The sequence below is a fragment of the Nonomuraea mesophila genome (assembly GCF_004352805.1).
Classification (GTDB): domain Bacteria; phylum Actinomycetota; class Actinomycetes; order Streptosporangiales; family Streptosporangiaceae; genus Nonomuraea; species Nonomuraea longispora.
Genome location: NZ_SMLD01000050.1, coordinates 36457 through 53691 on the forward strand (window position 1 = coordinate 36457; position 17235 = coordinate 53691).

Sequence of the window (17235 nt, forward strand, 5' to 3'; positions counted from 1 at the left end):
ACCATGGACGTTCTGAATCTCATCGACGGCCGCTGGGTCGAGGGGGACGGCGATGAGTTCGCCGACACCAGCCCCGCGCGACCGGGCGAAGTGGTGGCACGCGGACGCTTCGCCTCCGGCGACGAGGTCGAGCGCGCGGTGGCCGCGGCCAGGAAGGCCGCACCCGGCTGGGCGGCCACCCCTCACCACGCCCGCGCCGCCGTGCTCACCGCCGCCGCCGGCCTCGTGGACGCCGAGGCCGAGACGTGGGGCGCCGAGTTGGCCCGCGAGGAGGGCAAGACGCTGCCCGAGGCGGTCGCCGAGGTGCGCGGCGCGGCCCGCATCCTGCGCTACCACGCCGCCGAGGCCGACCGGGAGAACGGCGAGGTCTACGCCTCCCCGCGCCCCGGAGAGAACGTGCTCGTCGTCCGCAGGCCGATCGGCGTCGCCGGCCTCATCACGCCGTTCAACTTCCCCATCGCCATCCCCGCGTGGAAGATCGGCCCCGCGCTCAGCCACGGCAACACCGTCGTGTGGAAGCCGTCCTCGCTGGTGCCGCTGCTGGCCTACCGGCTGGCGCGGGCGCTGACCGAGGCCGGCCTGCCCGACGGCGTGCTCAACCTCGTGTACGGCGAGGCCGCCGCGGGCTCCGCCATCGTGGACCACCCCGCCGTGGACGCCGTGTCGTTCACCGGCTCCACGGCGGTCGGCCGGGCCGTCATCGCCCGCTGCGGCGAACTCGGCAAACCCGTGCAGACGGAGATGGGCGGCAAGAACGCCTCCGTCGTGCTCGCCGACGCCGACCTCGACCACGCCGCCGAGCAGGTGTGCCTGGGCGCGTTCCGCTCCACCGGGCAGAAGTGCACGGCCACCTCGCGGCTCATCGTCGACTCCGTCGTGGCCGACGACCTGCTCGAACGGGTCGCCGAACGCGCCGCGCGGCTGGTCGTCGGCGACCCCCTGGAAAGCGGCGTCGACATGGGCCCCCTCGTCAGCGCGGCGGCCCGCGACCGGGTGAACGCCGGCGTGACCCGGGCCGTCGGCGAGGGCGCGAGGCCGCTGGCCGGCGCGGAACCGCACCCCGGCGAAGGATGGTTCGTGCCGCCGACGGTGCTCGACCTGCCGGGCACCGGCGTGGACTTCTGGCACAGCGAGCTGTTCGGGCCCGTCGTCGGAGCCGTACGCGCGTCCGGCGCGGAGGAGGCGCTCGGCCTGGCGAACCTCAGCGACCACGGGCTGTCCGCCGCGATCTTCACCCGTGACCTGGGCGTCGCGCTGTCCGCCGTGGACCGGGTGGAGGTCGGCGTGCTGCACATCAACTCCGAGTCGGCGGGAACGTTCCCGCATGTGCCGTTCGGCGGGTTCAAGCAGAGCGGTTTCGGGCCCAAGGAGCAGGGACGGGCGGCCAGGGAATTCTTCACCCGTACGGTGACCGTCTATCTCGGGGCGCCGGCGTGAGCGGCGGGGCGCTGTCCGGGCTGCTGGTGGCCGACTTCAGCCGGGTGCTGGCCGGTCCCTACGCCACGATGCTGCTGGCCGACCTGGGCGCGGAGGTCGTCAAGGTGGAACGGCCGGGCACGGGGGACGACACCCGCGCCTGGGGGCCGCCGTACGCGCCGGGCGGGCAGGCGACCTACTTCCTCGGCGTCAACCGCAACAAACGCTCGATCGCCCTCGACCTCAGGGACGAGGCGGACCTTGAGGTGGCGCGGGCGCTGGCCGCGCGGGCCGACGTGCTGGTGGAGAACTTCAGACCGGGCACGATGGACCGGCTCGGGCTCGGCCATGACGCGCTGCGGGCGCTCAACCCCGGGCTGGTGTACTGCTCGATCACCGGGTTCGGGTCCGGCGCGGGGGCCGGGCTGCCGGGGTACGATCTGATCGCGCAGGCCGTGGGCGGCTTGATGAGCGTCACGGGAGAGCCGGACGGCTCCGGCACCAAGGCGGGCGTGGCCCTGGTCGACGTCATCACCGGCCTGCACGCCGCGCTCGGCGTCCTCGCCGCCCTCCGCCACCGCGACCACACCGGCGAGGGCGGCCACCTCACCGGGAACGGGCAGCGGGTCGAGGTGTCGTTGCTCTCCTCCCTGCTGTCGGCGCTGACCAACCACTCCTCCGCCTACGCCGCCGCCGGCGTGGTGCCGGAGGCCATGGGCAACCGGCATCCCAGCATCGTCCCGTACGAGGTGTTCCAGGCCGCCGACCGCCCGCTGGTGATCGCGGCCGGGAACGACCGCCAGTTCCAGGCGCTCTGCGCGGTGCTCGACCGGCCGGACCTCGCCGCGGACCCCCGGTACGCCACCAACGCGGGCAGGGTCGCCGCCCGCGACGGCCTCGTCGCCGCGCTCGACGACGCCCTGCGCGAACGCCCTGCGGACGAGTGGTTCGAGCTGCTCACGGCCGCCGGGGTGCCGTGCGGCCCGATCAACGACCTGGCCGCCGCGTTCGCCCTCGCCGAGGAGCTCGGCCTGGAGCCGTCCGTACAACTCGACGGGGGCGGCCAGGTCGCGGCCCCCGTACGCCTCAGCGCCACCCCGCCCTCCTACCGCCGTCCGCCGCCGGAGCTCGGGCAGGACGACGCCTGGGTTCGTGAGATATTGGGGCCGTGAATCCGGACGGGGCAGGGCGAAGGCCACCGACGGCCCAGCAGTTCGTGCTGGCCGAGCTGCGCCGCGCCATCACGACCGGCCGCCTGCGCCCCGGCGCGCCCATCAGGCAGGACGCGCTGGCGGAGGAGCTCCAGGTCAGCCGGGTGCCGCTGCGCGAGGCGCTCAAGACGCTGGAGGGCGAGGGCCTGGTCACCCACCAGGCGCACAAGGGCTACTGCGTCGCGACGCTCTCGCTCGACGACCTGCGCGAGGTCTACCGCATCCGGGAGCTGCTGGAGGAGGAGGCCGTGCGGCGGGCCGTGGCCCGTCTCACCGACGCCGACCTCGACCGGCTGGAGGCCGCCCAGGACGACGTCGAGCGGGCCGCCGCGGCGGGTGACGTGCTCGCCATGGCCACGGCCAACCGGTTGTTCCACATGACGGTGTTCGACTGCGCGGGCATGCCCCGGCTGGCCCGGCTGATCAGGACGTTGTGGGACGCGACGGACGCCTACCGGTCGATGTACTACGGCGACGGCGGCAACCGCGAGCGGGTCGTCAAGGAACACCGGGCCACCCTCGACGCCCTCCGCCGCCGCGCCGCCGACGAGGCGGTCGCCACCCTCAACGTCCACCGCGACCACGCGGTCACCAAGCTGGAGTCCCTGCTCCCCGCGTCACCCTGACCCGTGGTCCCGGTTCTCTCCACGTCCCCCGCCGAGTCCCCCGCCGACCGGGGCGCGGTCACTTCCGGCGCCAGGGAGAAGACGCATCAGCCGGTGCGGGGTGCCAGGCTCGCGGCGACGCCGTCGAGCACCAGTCTCAGCTTGCGGTCGAACCATGTCGCGGCCGGGTCCGTGAGCGCCCGCCGCATGAGGGGAGCCACCTCCGCCCCCACCGCCTCGGCCCAGGCGTCGGCCGTGCTGTCGCGCACGATGCTCCGGCCGGCCGGCGCGTCGAGCTGCTTGCCCCTGCTGAACACGTCGATCGTCAGGTCGAAGACGGTGTCGACGGCGAGGAAGGCGTTCTCGGCCGTGAAGCCGTAGCCGATCAGGCTGCGCACCGACGCGCCGAAGCGGCGCATCACCTCCTCGGGGAAGCGGGTGAGCTTGAGGAACTCCTTGACCAGCCCCGGGTGCCGTTCGAGCACGTGCCAGACGGCGGCGGCCTGCGCCTCCAGGTCGGGGCGCCACTCACCGGCCGGCTCCGGCCAGGGGGCGGCGGCGACGGCCCGGTCGATCGCCACCATGACGAGCTCCTCGCGGTCGGCGACGTGGCGGTAGAGGGCCGAGTGGGCGACCTGGAGCCGGTCGGCGACGGTGGCCAGGGTGAGGTTGTCGAAGCCGACCGCGAGGGCGGCGTCGGCGATGGCGGGCCTGGTGATGCGCGGGGGACGACCGCGCGGGCGGCCGCGTACGCGCCATTCCCGCCCGCTCGCCCCGCGGCCGGGGTCCGCGCCACGGACGCCGTGGCCCGTCTGCTCGCCGCCCATCACGCTCCCCGGTCGTCGCCCGTGCGCCCGCCGGCCCGTCGCACGTCGTGGTGCGGGCCGCTCGCCGGCCTCATGCGGGCTGGGTCAGCCGCCAGCCGCGGGCACGCTTGCGTTCGGTCCAGAACGCAGCGTACCGGCCGCCGAGATCGAGCAGTTCCTGGTGGGTGCCGCGTTCCACGACGGCGCCGTCCCCCAGCATGACGATCTGGTCGGCGGCGGCGATCGTGGTCAGGCGGTGCGCGATGACCAGCAGGGTGCGGTCGCGGGCCAGCGTGGCGAGCGCGTCGATGAGGGCGGACTCGTTCTCGGGGTCGAGCGCGGCCGTGGCCTCGTCGAGCAGCACGATCGGGGCGTCCTTCAGCATGGCGCGGGCGATGGACACCCGCTGCCGCTCGCCGCCCGACAACGTCGCGCCGGCCTCGCCGATCCTGGCCTGCCAGCCGCCGGGCAGGCGTGCGGCGATCTCGTCGACCCGGGCGAGCCGGCCCGCCTCGCGCACCTCCTCGTCGGTGGCCTCGGGACGGCCGAGCCTGATGTTGTCCTCCAGGGTGCCCTCGAACAGGTAGACGTCCTGGAACACGATCGACAACTGCGCCATCAGGTCCTCGGGCGCGTAGTCGCGCACGTCGTTCCCGGACACCCGCACCACACCCGCGTCGGCGTCCCAGAAGCGGGCGATGAGCCGGGTGAGCGTGGTCTTGCCGGAGCCCGACGGACCGACCAGGGCGGTCACCGTGCGGGGGGCGACGGTGAAGCTCACGTCACGCAGCACCGGGCGTTCCGCGTAGGAGAAGCCGACGCCGTCCAGTTCGATCGACGGCTCGCCCGGCCGAGCCCTGCCGGTCGCCGGGCCGGTCACCGGCAGCGGCGGGGTGTCGAGCACCGCCTTGATACGGCGCAGGCCGCCGCGCGCCATCCGCAGCTCGCCGCCGACGTCGGCGGCGGCGAGCAGCGGCTCGGTGAACCGCACGGCCAGCACCAGCACCCCGACCAGCTCCGGTACGTCCACCGCGCCGCCGAGCGCCAGCGAGCAGCCCACGATGAGGATCGCGGTGAAGGCGAGCTGTACGGTCAGCGCGACCGTGCCCAGCCCCGGCAGCGCGGTGCGCAGCAGCCGGCGCAGCGTGCTGCGCTGCCGCGCCAGCGCGTCGTCGAGCAGGTCGTAGCCGTCGGCGGTGCGCCCGAACGCCCGCAGCGAGGGCTGCTGCCTGGCGAACTCCACCACCCGGTCGGCCCCCTCCGCGCCCGCGTCGTCCATCGCGGTGTCGCTGCGCTGCACCAGGCTCTGCGTCCACCGGAACGCCAGCCACAGGAACGGCGCCGTGAGCAGGGCCGCCAGCCCGAGCCGCCAGTCGAAGACGAACATGCACACCAGCACGGTCGCGGGCGCCGCCACCGCGCTCACCACGACCTGCAGCAGGTGGGCGGGCACGCTCATGACGTCCATGACGCCCTTGCCGACGAGCTGCCCGAGCCGCCCGACGCGGTCGGCGCTGAACCAGCCGACCGGCAGCCCGGCCACGTGGTCGCCGAGCCGGTGGTAGAGGGTGCGCAGGGCGGCCAGGCCGACCGCGTAGCCGTACTGGGCCTGCACGTAGGAGGCGACGGCGGTGGCCACGACCACGACGGCGAACCCGGCCAGCCACGGGCCGACCGCCTCCCCCGACAGCAGCGCCCGCAGCACCGGCACCAGCATGGCGAACGACAGGCCCTGCAGCACGCCGTACGCGGTCATCGCGAGCAGGCTGCGGCGCAGGCGCGCGCCGTGTTCCGGGCCGAGCACGGCCCCCAGCTCTCCGATCATCTCCTGGTCCAATCCCGCTCGTCGTCGCGTACGTGCGCCGCCCACATCCGGGCGTAGAGCCCGCCGGCGGCGAGCAGTTCGTCGTGGGTGCCGCGTTCGGTGATCCGGCCGCCGTCGAGCACGGCGATCTGGTCGGCGCCGGTGATGGTGCTCAGCCGGTGCGCGATGACCAGCAGCGTGCGCCCGGCCACCAGCGTGGACAGGGCGTCCTGGATGGCCGACTCCGACTCGGGGTCGGGGAAGGCGGTGGCCTCGTCCAGCACCAGGATCGGCGTGTCGGCCAGCAGCGCGCGGGCGATCGCGACGCGCTGCGCCTCGCCGCCCGACAGGTGGGCGTCCTCGCCGATCACGGATTCGTAGCCGCGGGGCAGCTCCGCGATCCGGTCGTGGATCTGCGCGGCGCGGGCCATGCGCTCGATCTCCTCGCGTCCCGCTTCCGGGCGGCCGAGCGCGATGTTGTCCGCCACAGAGGTGCGCAGCAGCTGCACGTCCTGCAGGACGAAGCCGACGTGGTGGTAGAGCTCGGCGGAGCCGATGGCGCGTACGTCGGCGCCGCCGACCAGGATCTGTCCTTCGCCGGGGTCGTAGAAGCGGGGCAGCAGCTTGGCCAGCGTGGACTTGCCGGAGCCGGACGGCCCGACGAGCGCGGTGACGGTGCCCGGCTCCAGCGACAGGCTCACCTCGCGCAGCACCGGAGTCGTGCCGTCGTAGGAGAACGACACGTCGCGGAAGTCGACCGCGTGGCCGACCGGGCGCATCGGGGTCCCCGGCTCGGGCAGCGGCGGCGTGTCGAGCAGCGCGGCCACCCGCCCCGCGGACTCGGCCGCGCTCCTCAGCCGCATCGAGCCCATGTCGAGGGCCAGGAACGGCGCGGTCAGCGCCACGCCGACCAGCACGAACGGCAGCACGTCGACCGGCGCGACCCAGCCGTTGGCGGCGAACAGCGCGCCACCGGCGGCCGACACCAGCAGCATGGCCGGCGGCGAGATGAACGCCATGGACAGGCCGCTGAGCCGCAACATGGGGCGCACCCAGGCGGCGAAGAAGTCGGCGAAGTCGTCGGCGGCCTCGGCGAAGCGCCGGTAGGAGCGCCGGGTCTGGCCGAACGTCTTGATCACGGCGATGCCCTGCACGAACTCGACCACGGCCGAGCTGATCCTGCTGTTGGCCTCGCTCCAGCGCCGCATCTGCTCGTCGTAGCCGCGCATCATGATCGCGAACGCGGCGGCGAACAGCGGCACCGGGATGAGCACGACGAGGGTGAGCCGCCAGTCGACGTACAGCAGGTAGGCCAGCGCGGCCAGGGGGGTCACCACGGCCGCGAGCAGGTCGAGGGCCGCGTGCGCGACCAGGTGGTGCATCTCCCTGACGTCGTCCTGCAGCACCTTCTTGACGTGGCCGGAGTTGCGCTCGCCGAACCAGCCGAGCGGCACCCGCGACAGGTGGGCGGCCATCCGGCGGCGCAGGTGGAGCTGGAGGTCGGCGTCGGCGAAGTGGCTGATCGCGCCGGCGACCCCGAACGAGAGGAACCTGACCAGCAGGCCGGCGACGGCCAGGGCGGCGATCGGCCAGACCCGGCCCGCGCCGCCGGCGTCCGGGCTGAGCAGCACGCGGGCCAGCTCGGCCACGCACACGAAGGGGACGAGCGCCGAGACCGCGTACACGACCTGGAACGCGGCGGCGGTGATGAGCCGTGGCCTGATGGGGGCGAGCAGCGCGATGAGCGCGGCGCGGCCGGGGGCGGGCTTGTCGCCGCCGTCCGGCGCGGGCGCCGCGGGGGCGGCCGTCTCGGCGGTGATGGTCATGGGATGGGCCTCCAGCGGTTCGCGGGGTGCCCCTTATTTTGTTACAGGCTGTCTTGAATAGGCAAGGGTTGCCTAACCGTGATCGGGGTGGTCAGGGGTGGGGGGCCCAGCGCCTGGTGATCATGCGCTGACCAGGTGTGATTTATGGACAGTTATCGCGTTCCATTATGGAAAGCCATCGCGAAGCGCCCACGAATGGCCTTACCTTGTCGATCGCCATCTGGCACGAACCTCAGAGGAGGATCATGTTCACCCAGCATCGACGGGTGGGATTCACCGCGGTGATCGCCGTCGCCCTGTCACTCGGCACGACGGCGGCGGCGTCCGCGCGTTCCTTACCCGTGCGCTCCTTACCCGCGCACACGTCGCCGGCCGCGTTATCCGGCAAGACCGCCACCATGGCGGAAACGGTCACCATCCCCGCCACGGACGACATGTTCGTCAGCCAGGCCGAGCCCTCCAAGAGCTTCGGCACCGCCACGTGGATGTCCGTCTGCGGCGCCACCTGCGGCGGCAAGAGCTCCGCGCAGCGGCTCGCGCTCACCCGCTTCAAGGTCTCCGGCATCCCCGCCGACGCCACGGACGTCAAGGCCACCCTTGAGGTCACCTCCGCCAGGACGACGAGCACGAAGGTGTCCGCCCGCACGGTCACCGGCGACTGGACGGAGAGCGGGACCTGGAAGAACCGGCCCGAGACCGGCGACGTGATCGACTCGCACAGCGGCTTCACCGAGGGCCGCAAGGCCGAGCTGGACGTCTCGTCCGCCGTCACCGGCAACGGCACCTACTCCTTCGCCCTCACCGGGACCGACGAGACGACGACGGTCCTGTTCTCCTCGCGCGAGACGGGCGACCGCGGCCCCCAGCTGACCGTCACCTACACCACCGGCGGCGCCTCCGCGCCCTGCGCCGCGCTGCCCTTCGACAAGCCCTCGGTCTCCACGCTGCGCTCCTCCGCCAAGAAGGCGTTCGCGTTCTACTTCCCGCCCTTCCCCGTGTCCATCGACAACAAGGACCCCGCGAAGGACCAGTACGCCTCCTGGCTCGACCCCGACGGCTCCGGCGGCCAGTACAAGAACAGGGGCGGCCTGCACAGGGACCGTCCGCTGACCCGCTCCGTACGGCCCGAGTCGCACTGGCGCAGGCTCGACTTCGAGATGGAAGTGCGCCAGGCCATCGCGCAGGGCCTCGACGGGTTCATCTACGAGCACCACACCTCCAGCGACCAGCGCTGGAACCACCTGCCCGAGCTGCTGGACGCGGCCAGGAACGTGGACCCCGGCTTCAAGATCATGCTCAGCCCGGACTTCCCGACGGAGGAGGGCGCGTCCGTCTCGAAGGTGGTCTCCGACGTCCTGCTGGTCAAGGGCCATCCGTCGCTGTACACGCAGCCGGACGGCAGCGTGCTGCTCGCGCCCTACCACGGCGACCGCCAGCCGCCCGCCTGGTGGAAGAAGGTACGCGACCAGCTGTCCGCCAAGGGCATGAAGACCTCGCTGCTGATGATGTTCAACTACTGGAGCGGCAGCGGTAAGACCCAGTGGGACGACCACGTCGTCGGCTACTCCTCCTGGGGAGCCAACCGGCCCGAGGTGACGGACGCGTTCCGCCGCGCCTCCGAGGCCACCCACCAGCGCGGCCTGACGTACATGGCCCCGATCGGCTTCGAGGACACCAGGTCCAAGGAGCTGCACTACTGGGAGGCGCAGAACAGCACCACCCTGCGCGGCTCGTGGAAGGCCGCGATCGACGGCAAGGCCGACTGGGTGCAGCTCGTCACCTGGAACGACTACGGCGAGTCGCAGCAGGCGCCCTCCAAGGTGCGCGGCAAGGTGCTGGCCGACGTGAACACGTACTACACGACGTGGCTCAAGACGGGCAAGGCTCCTGCGATCGTCCGCGACGGCCTCTACTACTTCCACCGCAGCCACAAGGCCAACGCACCGTACGACACCAGCAAGCAGACGGCCGGGAAGTTCACGATTCCGGCGGGTCCCGGACCGGTCGACGACGTCGAGCTCCTGGCCTTCGTCAAGGAGCCGGGCAAGCTGGTCATCAAGCAGGGCTCCGACGTGAAGACCAAGGAGGTCACCAGCGCGGGCGTGGTGTCCTTCAAGGCGGCGATGGTGCCGGGCACGACTCCGGTCTTCGAGCTCCAGCGTGACGGCAAGACCGTCCAGACGCTGAAGAGCAAGACGCCGATCAAGGCGAGCGTCACGTACCAGGACATGATCTACCACGCGGGCGGCGGCACCGCCTGCTCCGGCTAGGCACGCACGACGGTCCTGGCGCGCACGCCGCGCCAGGACTACCGCCGCCGGACCTGCCCGGCCAGCTCGACCACGGCCTCGATGAGGTCCTGGCCGGCCAGCAGGGCCAGGTCGTTGTGCCCGGCGCCGGGCACCTCGACGGTCGTGACGGGGCCCGCCGCCGCCTTCGCGACGGCCCTGCTCAGCCGGGGCGGCACGATCGTGTCGGCCGTGCCCCACACGACCACGGCCGGCACGCGTATGTGCGAGACGTGCTCCGTGACCGGGAACCGGTCACGGAGCAGCGCGCTGACCGGCAGGAACGGATAGGCCACCTGTCCTGCGGCGGCCAGGTCGGTGAACGGGGAGCGCAGCACCAGCCCCGCCGGGGGCCGCTCGCGCGCCAGCCGGGTCGCCACCGCCGCGCCCAGGCTCTCACCGAAGTAGACGACCCGCGTGTCGCCCAGGAAGGCCCGCGCCGCGAGCAGGTCGAGGTGCAGGCCCTCCTCCGTGGGCGTGCCCGGGTTGCCGCCGTAGCCGCGGTAGTCCATGAGCAGCACCGGCAGCCCGTACGCCGCCAGCGCCCTGGCCAGCGGCGCCCGGTGCAGCCGGTTGCCCGCGTTGCCGCCGGCGACCAGCACGGTCACGTCGTGGTCGCCGGGCACGTACCAGGCTCCCAGCCTCAGCCCGTCGCGCGTGGTGAACGAGACGTCACGCGCATTGGGGATCACCTGGCCCGCCGACGGCACCCGCGTGCCGTCGGGCAGGTAGATGAGCCGCCGCTGGAAGATCCAGAGCAGCCCGAGCAGCAGGATCAGCACCGCGACGATCACCAGAGCGGTGCGCGCCATCGTCGTCACCCTGCCCACGGTACGCACCAGGCGCCGGCTCAGGCGATCGCGCCCGCCTGCACGACGTGGCGGATGTGCTCCGGGTCGGCCAGCACGCCGGCGTCGGCGAGCGGGTCGGCGTCGAGCACCAGCAGGTCGGCGTGCGCGCCCACGGCCAGCGTGCCGATCTCGCCCGCCAGGCCGGCCAGCTCCGCCGCGACCGTCGTGGCCGAGCGCAGCACGTCGATCGGCCGCTGCACCTCGCAGCGCAGCCGGAACTCGCGGTTCTGGTGCCGGTGCATGCCGCCGAGCAGGTCGGTGCCGTAGACCAGGCGAACGCCGCCGCGGGCGGCGCGCTCCAGCGCGGCCAGCCCCGCGCCGAGCACCTCGTCGACCTTGCGCACGCTCCCCTCCGGCAGGCCGAACGCGCGGCCCTCCTCCTTGAGCGCCCAGTACGTCACCAGCGTCGGCACCAGGAAGGCGTCGTGCCGCAGGAACAGCTCCACGCTGCCGTCGTCGATCAGGTTGCCGTGCTCGATGGAGCGGATGCCCGCCTCCAGCGCCCGGTTGACGGCCCGCGCCGTGTAGGCGTGGGCGGCGACGTACCGGTTGGCGGCCTCGGCCTCCTCGACGGCGGCGCGCAGCTCGTCCATCGAGTACTGGGTCGAGTCGATCCTGTCGGTCGGTGAGGCCACGCCGCCGGAGGCCATGACCTTGATGTGGTGGGCGCCCTTGCGCAGCTCGTCGCGGGCGGCGGCGCGCACCGCGTCGGCGCCGTCGGCGACCCGGCCGAGTCCGGCGCAGCACGGGTGCTCGTCGTGCAGGTGCTCGCCCCGGCCGCGGAAGTCGGCGTGGCCGCCCGTCTGGCTCAGCCCCTTGCCGCAGAACAGCAGCCTGGGGCCGCGGATCAGCCCCTCCGCCTGGGCGTCGGCGAGCCCGAAGTCCGCGCCGGACGCGTCGCGGACCGTGGTGAAGCCGCGGTCGAGCATGCCGCTCATGATGCGGGCGCTGTGCGCGGCCACGTACGACGGCGCCATGGAGCCGATGGAGCCGAGGTCGGCGGTGGAGGCGGTGACGTGCACGTGGGCGTCGATGAGGCCGGGGACGACGTGCGCGCCCGCCAGGTCGAGCACGCGGGTGCCGTCGGGCGCGCTCAGCCCGTGGCCGGTCTCGGCGATGCGGCCGTCGGCGCAGCGCAGGTCTGCTTCGGCGTACGTGCCGGTCGTCACGTCGAGCAGCAGGCCGTTGCGCAGCAGCAGGCTCATGCGTCACCTCCCTGGAGGGCCGCGCGCAGGGCGGGCACGGCGGAGGGGGCGAGCGACCGGGCGGCGGTCACCGACGCCTCGTCGTAGCGGCCTTCGGCGTCGAGCAGGTTGAGCACGCCGATCACACGGCCGTCGTCGGTCACGGGCACGTTGACGACCGCCCCGCACCCCAGGCTCTCGATCAGCTCGTGGTCGGCGAAGATCTCGCGTACGGCGGCCCGGTCCGCGCCGAGGTAGGGCTGCCCGCCCTCGACGCACTGCGCCAGCCAGCCCTGGGCGACCTCCACGCTCTTCTCGCCCCCCACCGGGTACTGCTCAGGATGGCTGCTGTGGACGCGGCGCAGCGTGCGCCGCCCGGGGATCCAGGCGAGCACCGTGAACAGCCGCACACCCACCTCCCGCCGCACGTTCTCTTCCAGCTCGGTGAATCCGTTCATGGGGTCGCCTCCTTGGCGGGTTCGGTCAGTTCCTCCAGCGACCGGCCGGCCGTGGCCAGTCCGAACACCAGCACGCAGATCACTCCGGCCGCCAGCACCGCCGTGGTCAGGCCGAACACGCCGCCGAAGCCCAGGGTCGCGGCCGACAGGCCGATGATCGTGGGGGCGAGGATGCTGCCGACCCGCCCGAACGCGCTCGACAGGCCGGTGCCGGTGGCCCGGATCCAGGTGGGGAACACCTCGGGGGTGTAGGAGTAGACGCCCGCGTACGTGCCGTTGAGGAAGAACGACAACACCGCGCCGGCGAGCGTGATGGTGACGGGGCTGTCCATCTGCGACAACCAGAACGCGCTGACCGCGGCGCCGGACAGGTAGAGCGCGATGGTGTTCTTGCGGTCGATGCGCTCCGACAACCAGGCCGCGGAGAAGTAGCCGGGGATCTGCGCCAGATAGATGATGATCGAGAACTCGAAGCTCTTGGTGACCGTGATGCCGCGCTGCACGAGCAGCGTGGGGATCCAGGAGAAGAACCCGTAGTACGAGAACGTGATCACGAACCACACCAGCCAGATGATCGCGGTGCGCCGGGCCATGGCCGGGCTCCACAGGAACCTGAGCGCGCTCCACAGGTTGACCTTGGGCGTCCGCGCGGCGGGCGCGGTGGCGGTGGCGGGCACCGGCGGCAGCGGCCGGCCGGTGGCGCGCTCGACGCGGCGCTCCAGGTCGGCGACCACGGCCTCGGCCTCGCCGGCGCGGCCCTGCTGGAGCAGGAAGCGCGGCGACTCGGGCAGCGAGCGCCGCCACCACAGCAACATGACGATGGGCACCGCCGTGATCACCTGCGCGACCCGCCAGCCCTCGTCCATGGTCGGCACGACGAACCGCCCGATCAGCGCGGCCAGCACGAACCCGAACGAGAAGAACCCGGCCAGCGCGCCGATGAACCACCCGCGCCGCTTGGCCGGCACGAACTCGGACAGGAACGGCGCGATGATCGCGCTCTCCGCCCCGGCGCCCGCTCCGGCCAGCACCCGCGCGCCGAGGAACACCTCGTAGTTGGGGGCGAACGCGGCGACCACGGAGAAGAAGGCGTAGAAGGCGAGCGCGTACATCATCACCCTCTTGCGGCCGATGCGGTCGCCGAGCAGGCCCGCGGCCGTCGCGCCGAAGAGGAAGCCGAACGGGGTGGCGGACCCGATGACGCCGAGCTGGCCGTTGGACAGTCCCCAGGCATCCTGCGCGCTGGGCAGCAGGAATGCGACGACGGCGCTGTCCATGCCGTCGAAGGTGTAGCCGAGCCCGCCGATGAGGAGGAGCAGGTAGTGCGGGCGGCTCAGCGGGAGCCGGTCCAGCCGGGCCAGCAAGGTCATGGGGCAAGCCTCTCCCAGGTCGTGGCCGAGTAGGTCGAACGCGAAGCAACATATAGTGCGAAATGTCAAAATTGCAATTGTCTTTGCATGCCGGCTCGTGGCGGCACTGTAGGGCTCGCCGGACAAGTGGCGTGCCGGTCCAGGCCCGCGCACTTCACGCTCGCATCCGCCGTGGGCACGTAGCATGATTCCGGCTAAGTGAGGATCCACGTGGAAGAGCGCGCTACGGACAGTTTCGACGACTGGCTGCGCTCACGCCTGCCCGGACGCGGGCTGCGCGGCAAGGCCGCCGCCGTGCTGGAGGTGCTGCTCTCGCAGCCGCGCCGGGCCTCGTTCGGGTCGGCCAGCGAGCTGGCCCAGCTGGCCGGGGTCAACGTGGCGACCGTGACGCGCACGGCGCAGGCGCTCGGGTTCACCGGCTGGCCCGCGCTCCAGCAGGAGCTGCGCGCCCGCTACCTGTCCTCGCTCAGCGCCGGCCAGGTCGCCGCCGAGCACAGCGGCAACGGCTCGCCCAGCGCCCGGTCGCTCCGCCGCGACCTCGACAGCCTCGCGCTGCTCAACCGGCGCATGGACGAGGGGGTGCTGCTCACGATCGCCGAGGCCGTCGCCGCCGCCCGCCGTACGGTGATCGTCGCCGACGGCAGCTACGCCGCGGTCGGGCTGGCGCTCGCGCACAACGCCCGGCTGGCGGGCTATCCCGTCACGGCCGTGACGCTGGGCGACGCCGAACTGGCCAACACCGTGGCCGCGCTCGGGCACGGCGACGTGCTGGTGGCGATCAGCTTCTGGCGGCTGTACGAGAGCACGGTCCTGGCGGCGAACCTGGCGCGCTCGCGCGGTGTGCGGGTGTTCGCGGTGACGGACGCCGCCAGCCCCGCCCTGGCCGAGGCGGCCGAGGAAGTGGTGATGGTGCCCGCCGAGGGGGAGGCGTTCTTCCCGTCGCTGACGGCCGGCATGGCGGTGGCGCAGGCGCTGGTCACCCAGCTCGCCGCCGTCGACCCCGCGCGTACGGGCGCCTCCATCGAGGCGGCGGAGGCCATGTGGGCCCGCTTCGGCCTCCTGCACCGCCGCCCCGTCACAGGCGAACACCCCTGACCGTCCCGCGCACGTGGTCGGCCCGCGCACGTGGTCGGCCCGCGCACGTGGTCGGCCCGCGCACGTGGCCGGCCTCGCACGCCTGACCGTCGAGCCCGCCGGCGGGCGCCCGCGCGGTTCATGGAGCCGGCCGGCGCCCGGGTGGGTCCTTTCTAGAGCCAGCTGGCGCGTACGCTGGTCGCCGGTTCGGCGCCGGGCGGGGTGCCGAGCCGGCCCGCCCGCACGTCGTCGAGCATCCGGCCGACCGTTTCCACGATCTCCGGCGCGCGCTCGCGAAGCCCGGCCACGTCGGCGGGGCTCGCCTCGTCACGGTCGGCCCCGGCCCGGTCGAGAACGTCTTCGAGGTCGGCGAGGCGTTCGGCCAGCCACTTCAGCGGCTCGGAGGACAACTGCCGGTCGAACACCCGCTCGCCGGGCTCCCACCCGCTGGTGCCGGGGTGGTGGTGGGTGCGGTCGAAGCTGCCGGGCGTGCCGTCGACCGACTCCAGCAGGTCGACCCGCCAGATCGGCCGATCGATGGTGACGGGTCTGGCGGAGTAGATCGACCCGTTCAGCTCGCCCGGTTCGAGCCTGCGCAGCTCCAGGCGCACGCCGTGCTCGGGGCCTTCCTGGCCTTTGGCGGGGTTGGGGTCGACGAAGTAGATGTCGCTCACGGCCACGCCGATCCGATCGAAGCCGAAGAGGTAGAGCACGGGGAACCACATCCTCACACGTGTTCTGGGGGCTCTGCGGTCACCGTACCCGCCGGGGGTGGAGGCTAGCCGTCCTTGAAACTCAGGTGCTTCTCGGCCCACTCGGAGATCTGGTGCAGCGCGGGCATGAGCGCCTTGCCGCACTCGGTCAGCTCGTAGGAAACCGAGACGGGCGGGCCCTCGTCGACAGTGCGCGCGATCAGGCCTTCCTTGGTGAGCTCGGACAGCCGGTCGGACAACACCGAGTCGCTGAGGCCGTCGATGGCCCGTGACAGCTCGCGGAACCCGGCGGGGCCGCTGCGCAGGCTGCCGAGCACGACGGCGCTCCATCGTTTGCCGAGGATCGTGAACGCGCGGGTCAGCGCGGCGTCGCTGCGGACGCACGCGCTCGTGTCATGCGTAGATGCCGTCCCCATACCTCCAAACTAGCGCATGCAATGCCGCTTTGATTTTCCTAGCGAGTATGATTACTGTAGCTTCATCTCGATTAGGAGTTACTTCCAAGCAAGGAGACGGTGATGGTGGAGAGTGCCGTTACGCGCCCGAGCGTCGTCGTCCTCGGCGGTGGCTACGGCGGTCACAAGGTGGCCAAGCTGCTCGACGACGTGGCCGACGTGACCCTGGTGGACCCGTCGGAGTCGTTCGTGCACAACGTGGCGTCATGGCGGGCGCTGGTCGAACCGCAGTGGCTGGACCAGATCTTCCTTCCCTACAGCCGCCTGCTGGTCCACGGGCGATACCTGCGCGATCGTGCCGTGGAGGCGGACGGCCGCCGGGTGAGGCTCGCCTCGGGCCGCGTCCTCGAGCCCGACTACCTGGTCCTCGCGACGGGCACGTCGTACCCGTTCCCCGCCAAGATGGAGGAGCCCGGCACCGAGGCGGCCAAGGCCCGGGTGCGGAACGCGCACGAGGCCCTGCGCGGTGCGGAGCGCGTGCTGCTGATCGGCGCCGGCCCTGCCGGTCTCGAACTCGCGGGGGAGATCAAGGCGGTCTTCCCCGGCAAGCACGTGACCCTCGCCGACGCGGCGCCCGACATCCTGCCGGGCCCGTTCGGCCAGGAACTCCGCGACGAGCTGCGCAAGCAACTCGCCGCCCTCGGTGTCGAGCTCAAGCTCGGCAGCCGGCTGCGCGAGCTTCCCGGCGTCGCCCCCGCCACCGCCACGCCCGTCGCGATCGCCACGGAGACGGGGGACAAGCTGACCGCCGACATCTGGTTCCGCTGCTTCGGCGCGACGCCGCGCACGGAATACCTCGGCGGGTCACTCGCGCTCGCCCTGGACGGGCGGGGACAGGTGCGGGTGGACGAGTACCTGCGCGTCCAGGGCCACGACCGGGTCTTCGCGATCGGCGACATCTCCGACGCCGACCGCGACATGGCCGCGTTCGCCGGCGCCCAGGGCGAGCTCCTCGCGGCGAACCTCCGTGCGCTGATCACCGGCGAGGGCGAGCCGGCCGCCTACGAGAAGCAGCCGACCGTGATCCTCGTCCCGCTCGGGCCCGAGGGCGGCGCCGGGCAGCTGCCCGGGCAGGACGGCATCGTCGGCCCCGAGACGGCCGCCGAGATCAAGGGGCGCACCATGCTGGTCGAGCGGGCGGCCGCCCTGTTCGACGCCCACCCCGCCTGACGCC

General features: G+C 72.8%; 15 protein-coding genes. 6 read left to right on the top strand and 9 right to left on the bottom strand.

Annotated elements, in window-relative coordinates:
* Nucleotides 1-3: 3 nt before the first annotated feature.
* The 3 genes from E1295_RS20295 to E1295_RS20305 are packed head-to-tail and all read left to right on the top strand — an operon-like array spanning nt 4 to nt 3253.
* Entirely contained in the window at nt 4-1437 is a 1434-nt protein-coding gene (locus E1295_RS20295) for an aldehyde dehydrogenase family protein (RefSeq protein ID WP_220448807.1), read from the top strand.
* Nucleotides 1434-2588, top strand: a complete 1155-nt coding sequence (locus E1295_RS20300; protein ID WP_132631904.1) for a CaiB/BaiF CoA transferase family protein — start codon at nt 1434-1436, stop codon at nt 2586-2588. The genes E1295_RS20295 and E1295_RS20300 overlap by 4 nt, the downstream gene beginning before the upstream one ends.
* Entirely contained in the window at nt 2585-3253 is a 669-nt protein-coding gene (locus tag E1295_RS20305) for a GntR family transcriptional regulator (protein ID WP_132631905.1), read from the top strand. Before E1295_RS20300 ends, E1295_RS20305 begins: the two co-directional genes overlap by 4 nt.
* 86 nt (nt 3254-3339) lie before the next feature.
* Here the strand turns inward: E1295_RS20305 and E1295_RS20310 are convergent, their stop codons facing one another.
* The 3 genes from E1295_RS20310 to E1295_RS20320 form a co-directional block, all read right to left on the bottom strand.
* Nucleotides 3340-4059, bottom strand: coding sequence for a TetR/AcrR family transcriptional regulator (locus E1295_RS20310; protein WP_132631906.1), 720 nt, complete (start codon nt 4057-4059; stop codon nt 3340-3342).
* 70 nt (nt 4060-4129) lie between these two features.
* Entirely contained in the window at nt 4130-5863 is a 1734-nt protein-coding gene (locus E1295_RS20315) for an ABC transporter ATP-binding protein (RefSeq protein WP_132631907.1), read from the bottom strand.
* Nucleotides 5860-7668 carry an ABC transporter ATP-binding protein gene (locus E1295_RS20320; RefSeq protein ID WP_132631908.1) on the bottom strand — a complete coding sequence of 603 codons (1809 nt, stop codon included), beginning with the start codon at nt 7666-7668 and terminating at the stop codon, nt 5860-5862. The genes E1295_RS20315 and E1295_RS20320 overlap by 4 nt, the downstream gene beginning before the upstream one ends.
* A gap of 245 nt (nt 7669-7913) precedes the next feature.
* Here E1295_RS20320 and E1295_RS20325 point away from each other — a divergent pair, with 245 nt between their 5' ends.
* Entirely contained in the window at nt 7914-9938 is a 2025-nt protein-coding gene (locus E1295_RS20325) for a glycoside hydrolase family 71 protein (protein ID WP_166427319.1), read from the top strand.
* Nucleotides 9939-9976: 38 nt separating this feature from the next.
* Here E1295_RS20325 and E1295_RS20330 read toward each other — a convergent pair whose 3' ends face one another.
* Genes E1295_RS20330 through E1295_RS20345 form a run of 4 tightly spaced genes read right to left on the bottom strand, consistent with a single transcriptional unit; the run spans nt 9977 to nt 13819 of the window.
* On the bottom strand, nt 9977-10768 hold the full coding sequence (locus tag E1295_RS20330) for an alpha/beta hydrolase (RefSeq protein WP_132631920.1): 792 nt from the start codon (nt 10766-10768) through the stop codon (nt 9977-9979).
* Between the two features lie 38 nt (nt 10769-10806).
* The gene (locus E1295_RS20335; protein ID WP_132631910.1) at nt 10807-12012 is read right to left on the bottom strand and encodes a metal-dependent hydrolase family protein; all 1206 of its coding nucleotides are present in this window, start codon (nt 12010-12012) and stop codon (nt 10807-10809) included.
* Nucleotides 12009-12449, bottom strand: a complete 441-nt coding sequence (locus E1295_RS20340; RefSeq protein WP_132631911.1) for a GAF domain-containing protein — start codon at nt 12447-12449, stop codon at nt 12009-12011. The genes E1295_RS20335 and E1295_RS20340 overlap by 4 nt, the downstream gene beginning before the upstream one ends.
* Nucleotides 12446-13819, bottom strand: a complete 1374-nt coding sequence (locus E1295_RS20345) for an MFS transporter (RefSeq protein WP_132631912.1) — start codon at nt 13817-13819, stop codon at nt 12446-12448. Before E1295_RS20345 ends, E1295_RS20340 begins: the two co-directional genes overlap by 4 nt.
* A 210-nt stretch (nt 13820-14029) precedes the next feature.
* On the opposite strand from E1295_RS20345, the gene E1295_RS20350 reads away from it, so the two are divergent.
* Entirely contained in the window at nt 14030-14914 is an 885-nt protein-coding gene (locus tag E1295_RS20350; RefSeq protein WP_132631913.1) for a MurR/RpiR family transcriptional regulator, read from the top strand.
* Between the two features lie 152 nt (nt 14915-15066).
* Here the strand turns inward: E1295_RS20350 and E1295_RS20355 are convergent, their stop codons facing one another.
* Nucleotides 15067-15606: a hypothetical protein gene (locus tag E1295_RS20355; protein WP_132631914.1), complete on the bottom strand. Its 540-nt coding sequence runs from the start codon at nt 15604-15606 to the stop codon at nt 15067-15069.
* 65 nt (nt 15607-15671) lie between these two features.
* Nucleotides 15672-16022: a winged helix-turn-helix transcriptional regulator gene (locus E1295_RS20360; RefSeq protein ID WP_132631915.1), complete on the bottom strand. Its 351-nt coding sequence runs from the start codon at nt 16020-16022 to the stop codon at nt 15672-15674.
* 102 nt (nt 16023-16124) lie between these two features.
* On the opposite strand from E1295_RS20360, the gene E1295_RS20365 reads away from it, so the two are divergent.
* Nucleotides 16125-17231, top strand: coding sequence for an NAD(P)/FAD-dependent oxidoreductase (locus E1295_RS20365; RefSeq protein ID WP_132631916.1), 1107 nt, complete (start codon nt 16125-16127; stop codon nt 17229-17231).
* The last annotated feature ends 4 nt before the right edge of the window (nt 17232-17235 follow it).

Coding starts and splice junctions, on each gene's coding strand:
- E1295_RS20315 (WP_132631907.1), bottom strand. CDS start 5,863: ATGATCGGAGAGCTGGGGGCCGTGCTCGGCCCGGAACACGGCGCGCGC.
- E1295_RS20340 (WP_132631911.1), bottom strand. CDS start 12,449: ATGAACGGATTCACCGAGCTGGAAGAGAACGTGCGGCGGGAGGTGGGT.
- E1295_RS20325 (WP_166427319.1), top strand. CDS start 7,914: ATGTTCACCCAGCATCGACGGGTGGGATTCACCGCGGTGATCGCCGTC.
- E1295_RS20320 (WP_132631908.1), bottom strand. CDS start 7,668: ATGACCATCACCGCCGAGACGGCCGCCCCCGCGGCGCCCGCGCCGGAC.
- E1295_RS20360 (WP_132631915.1), bottom strand. CDS start 16,022: ATGGGGACGGCATCTACGCATGACACGAGCGCGTGCGTCCGCAGCGAC.
- E1295_RS20335 (WP_132631910.1), bottom strand. CDS start 12,012: ATGAGCCTGCTGCTGCGCAACGGCCTGCTGCTCGACGTGACGACCGGC.
- E1295_RS20345 (WP_132631912.1), bottom strand. CDS start 13,819: ATGACCTTGCTGGCCCGGCTGGACCGGCTCCCGCTGAGCCGCCCGCAC.
- E1295_RS20310 (WP_132631906.1), bottom strand. CDS start 4,059: ATGGGCGGCGAGCAGACGGGCCACGGCGTCCGTGGCGCGGACCCCGGC.
- E1295_RS20330 (WP_132631920.1), bottom strand. CDS start 10,768: ATGGCGCGCACCGCTCTGGTGATCGTCGCGGTGCTGATCCTGCTGCTC.
- E1295_RS20365 (WP_132631916.1), top strand. CDS start 16,125: ATGGTGGAGAGTGCCGTTACGCGCCCGAGCGTCGTCGTCCTCGGCGGT.
- E1295_RS20295 (WP_220448807.1), top strand. CDS start 4: ATGGACGTTCTGAATCTCATCGACGGCCGCTGGGTCGAGGGGGACGGC.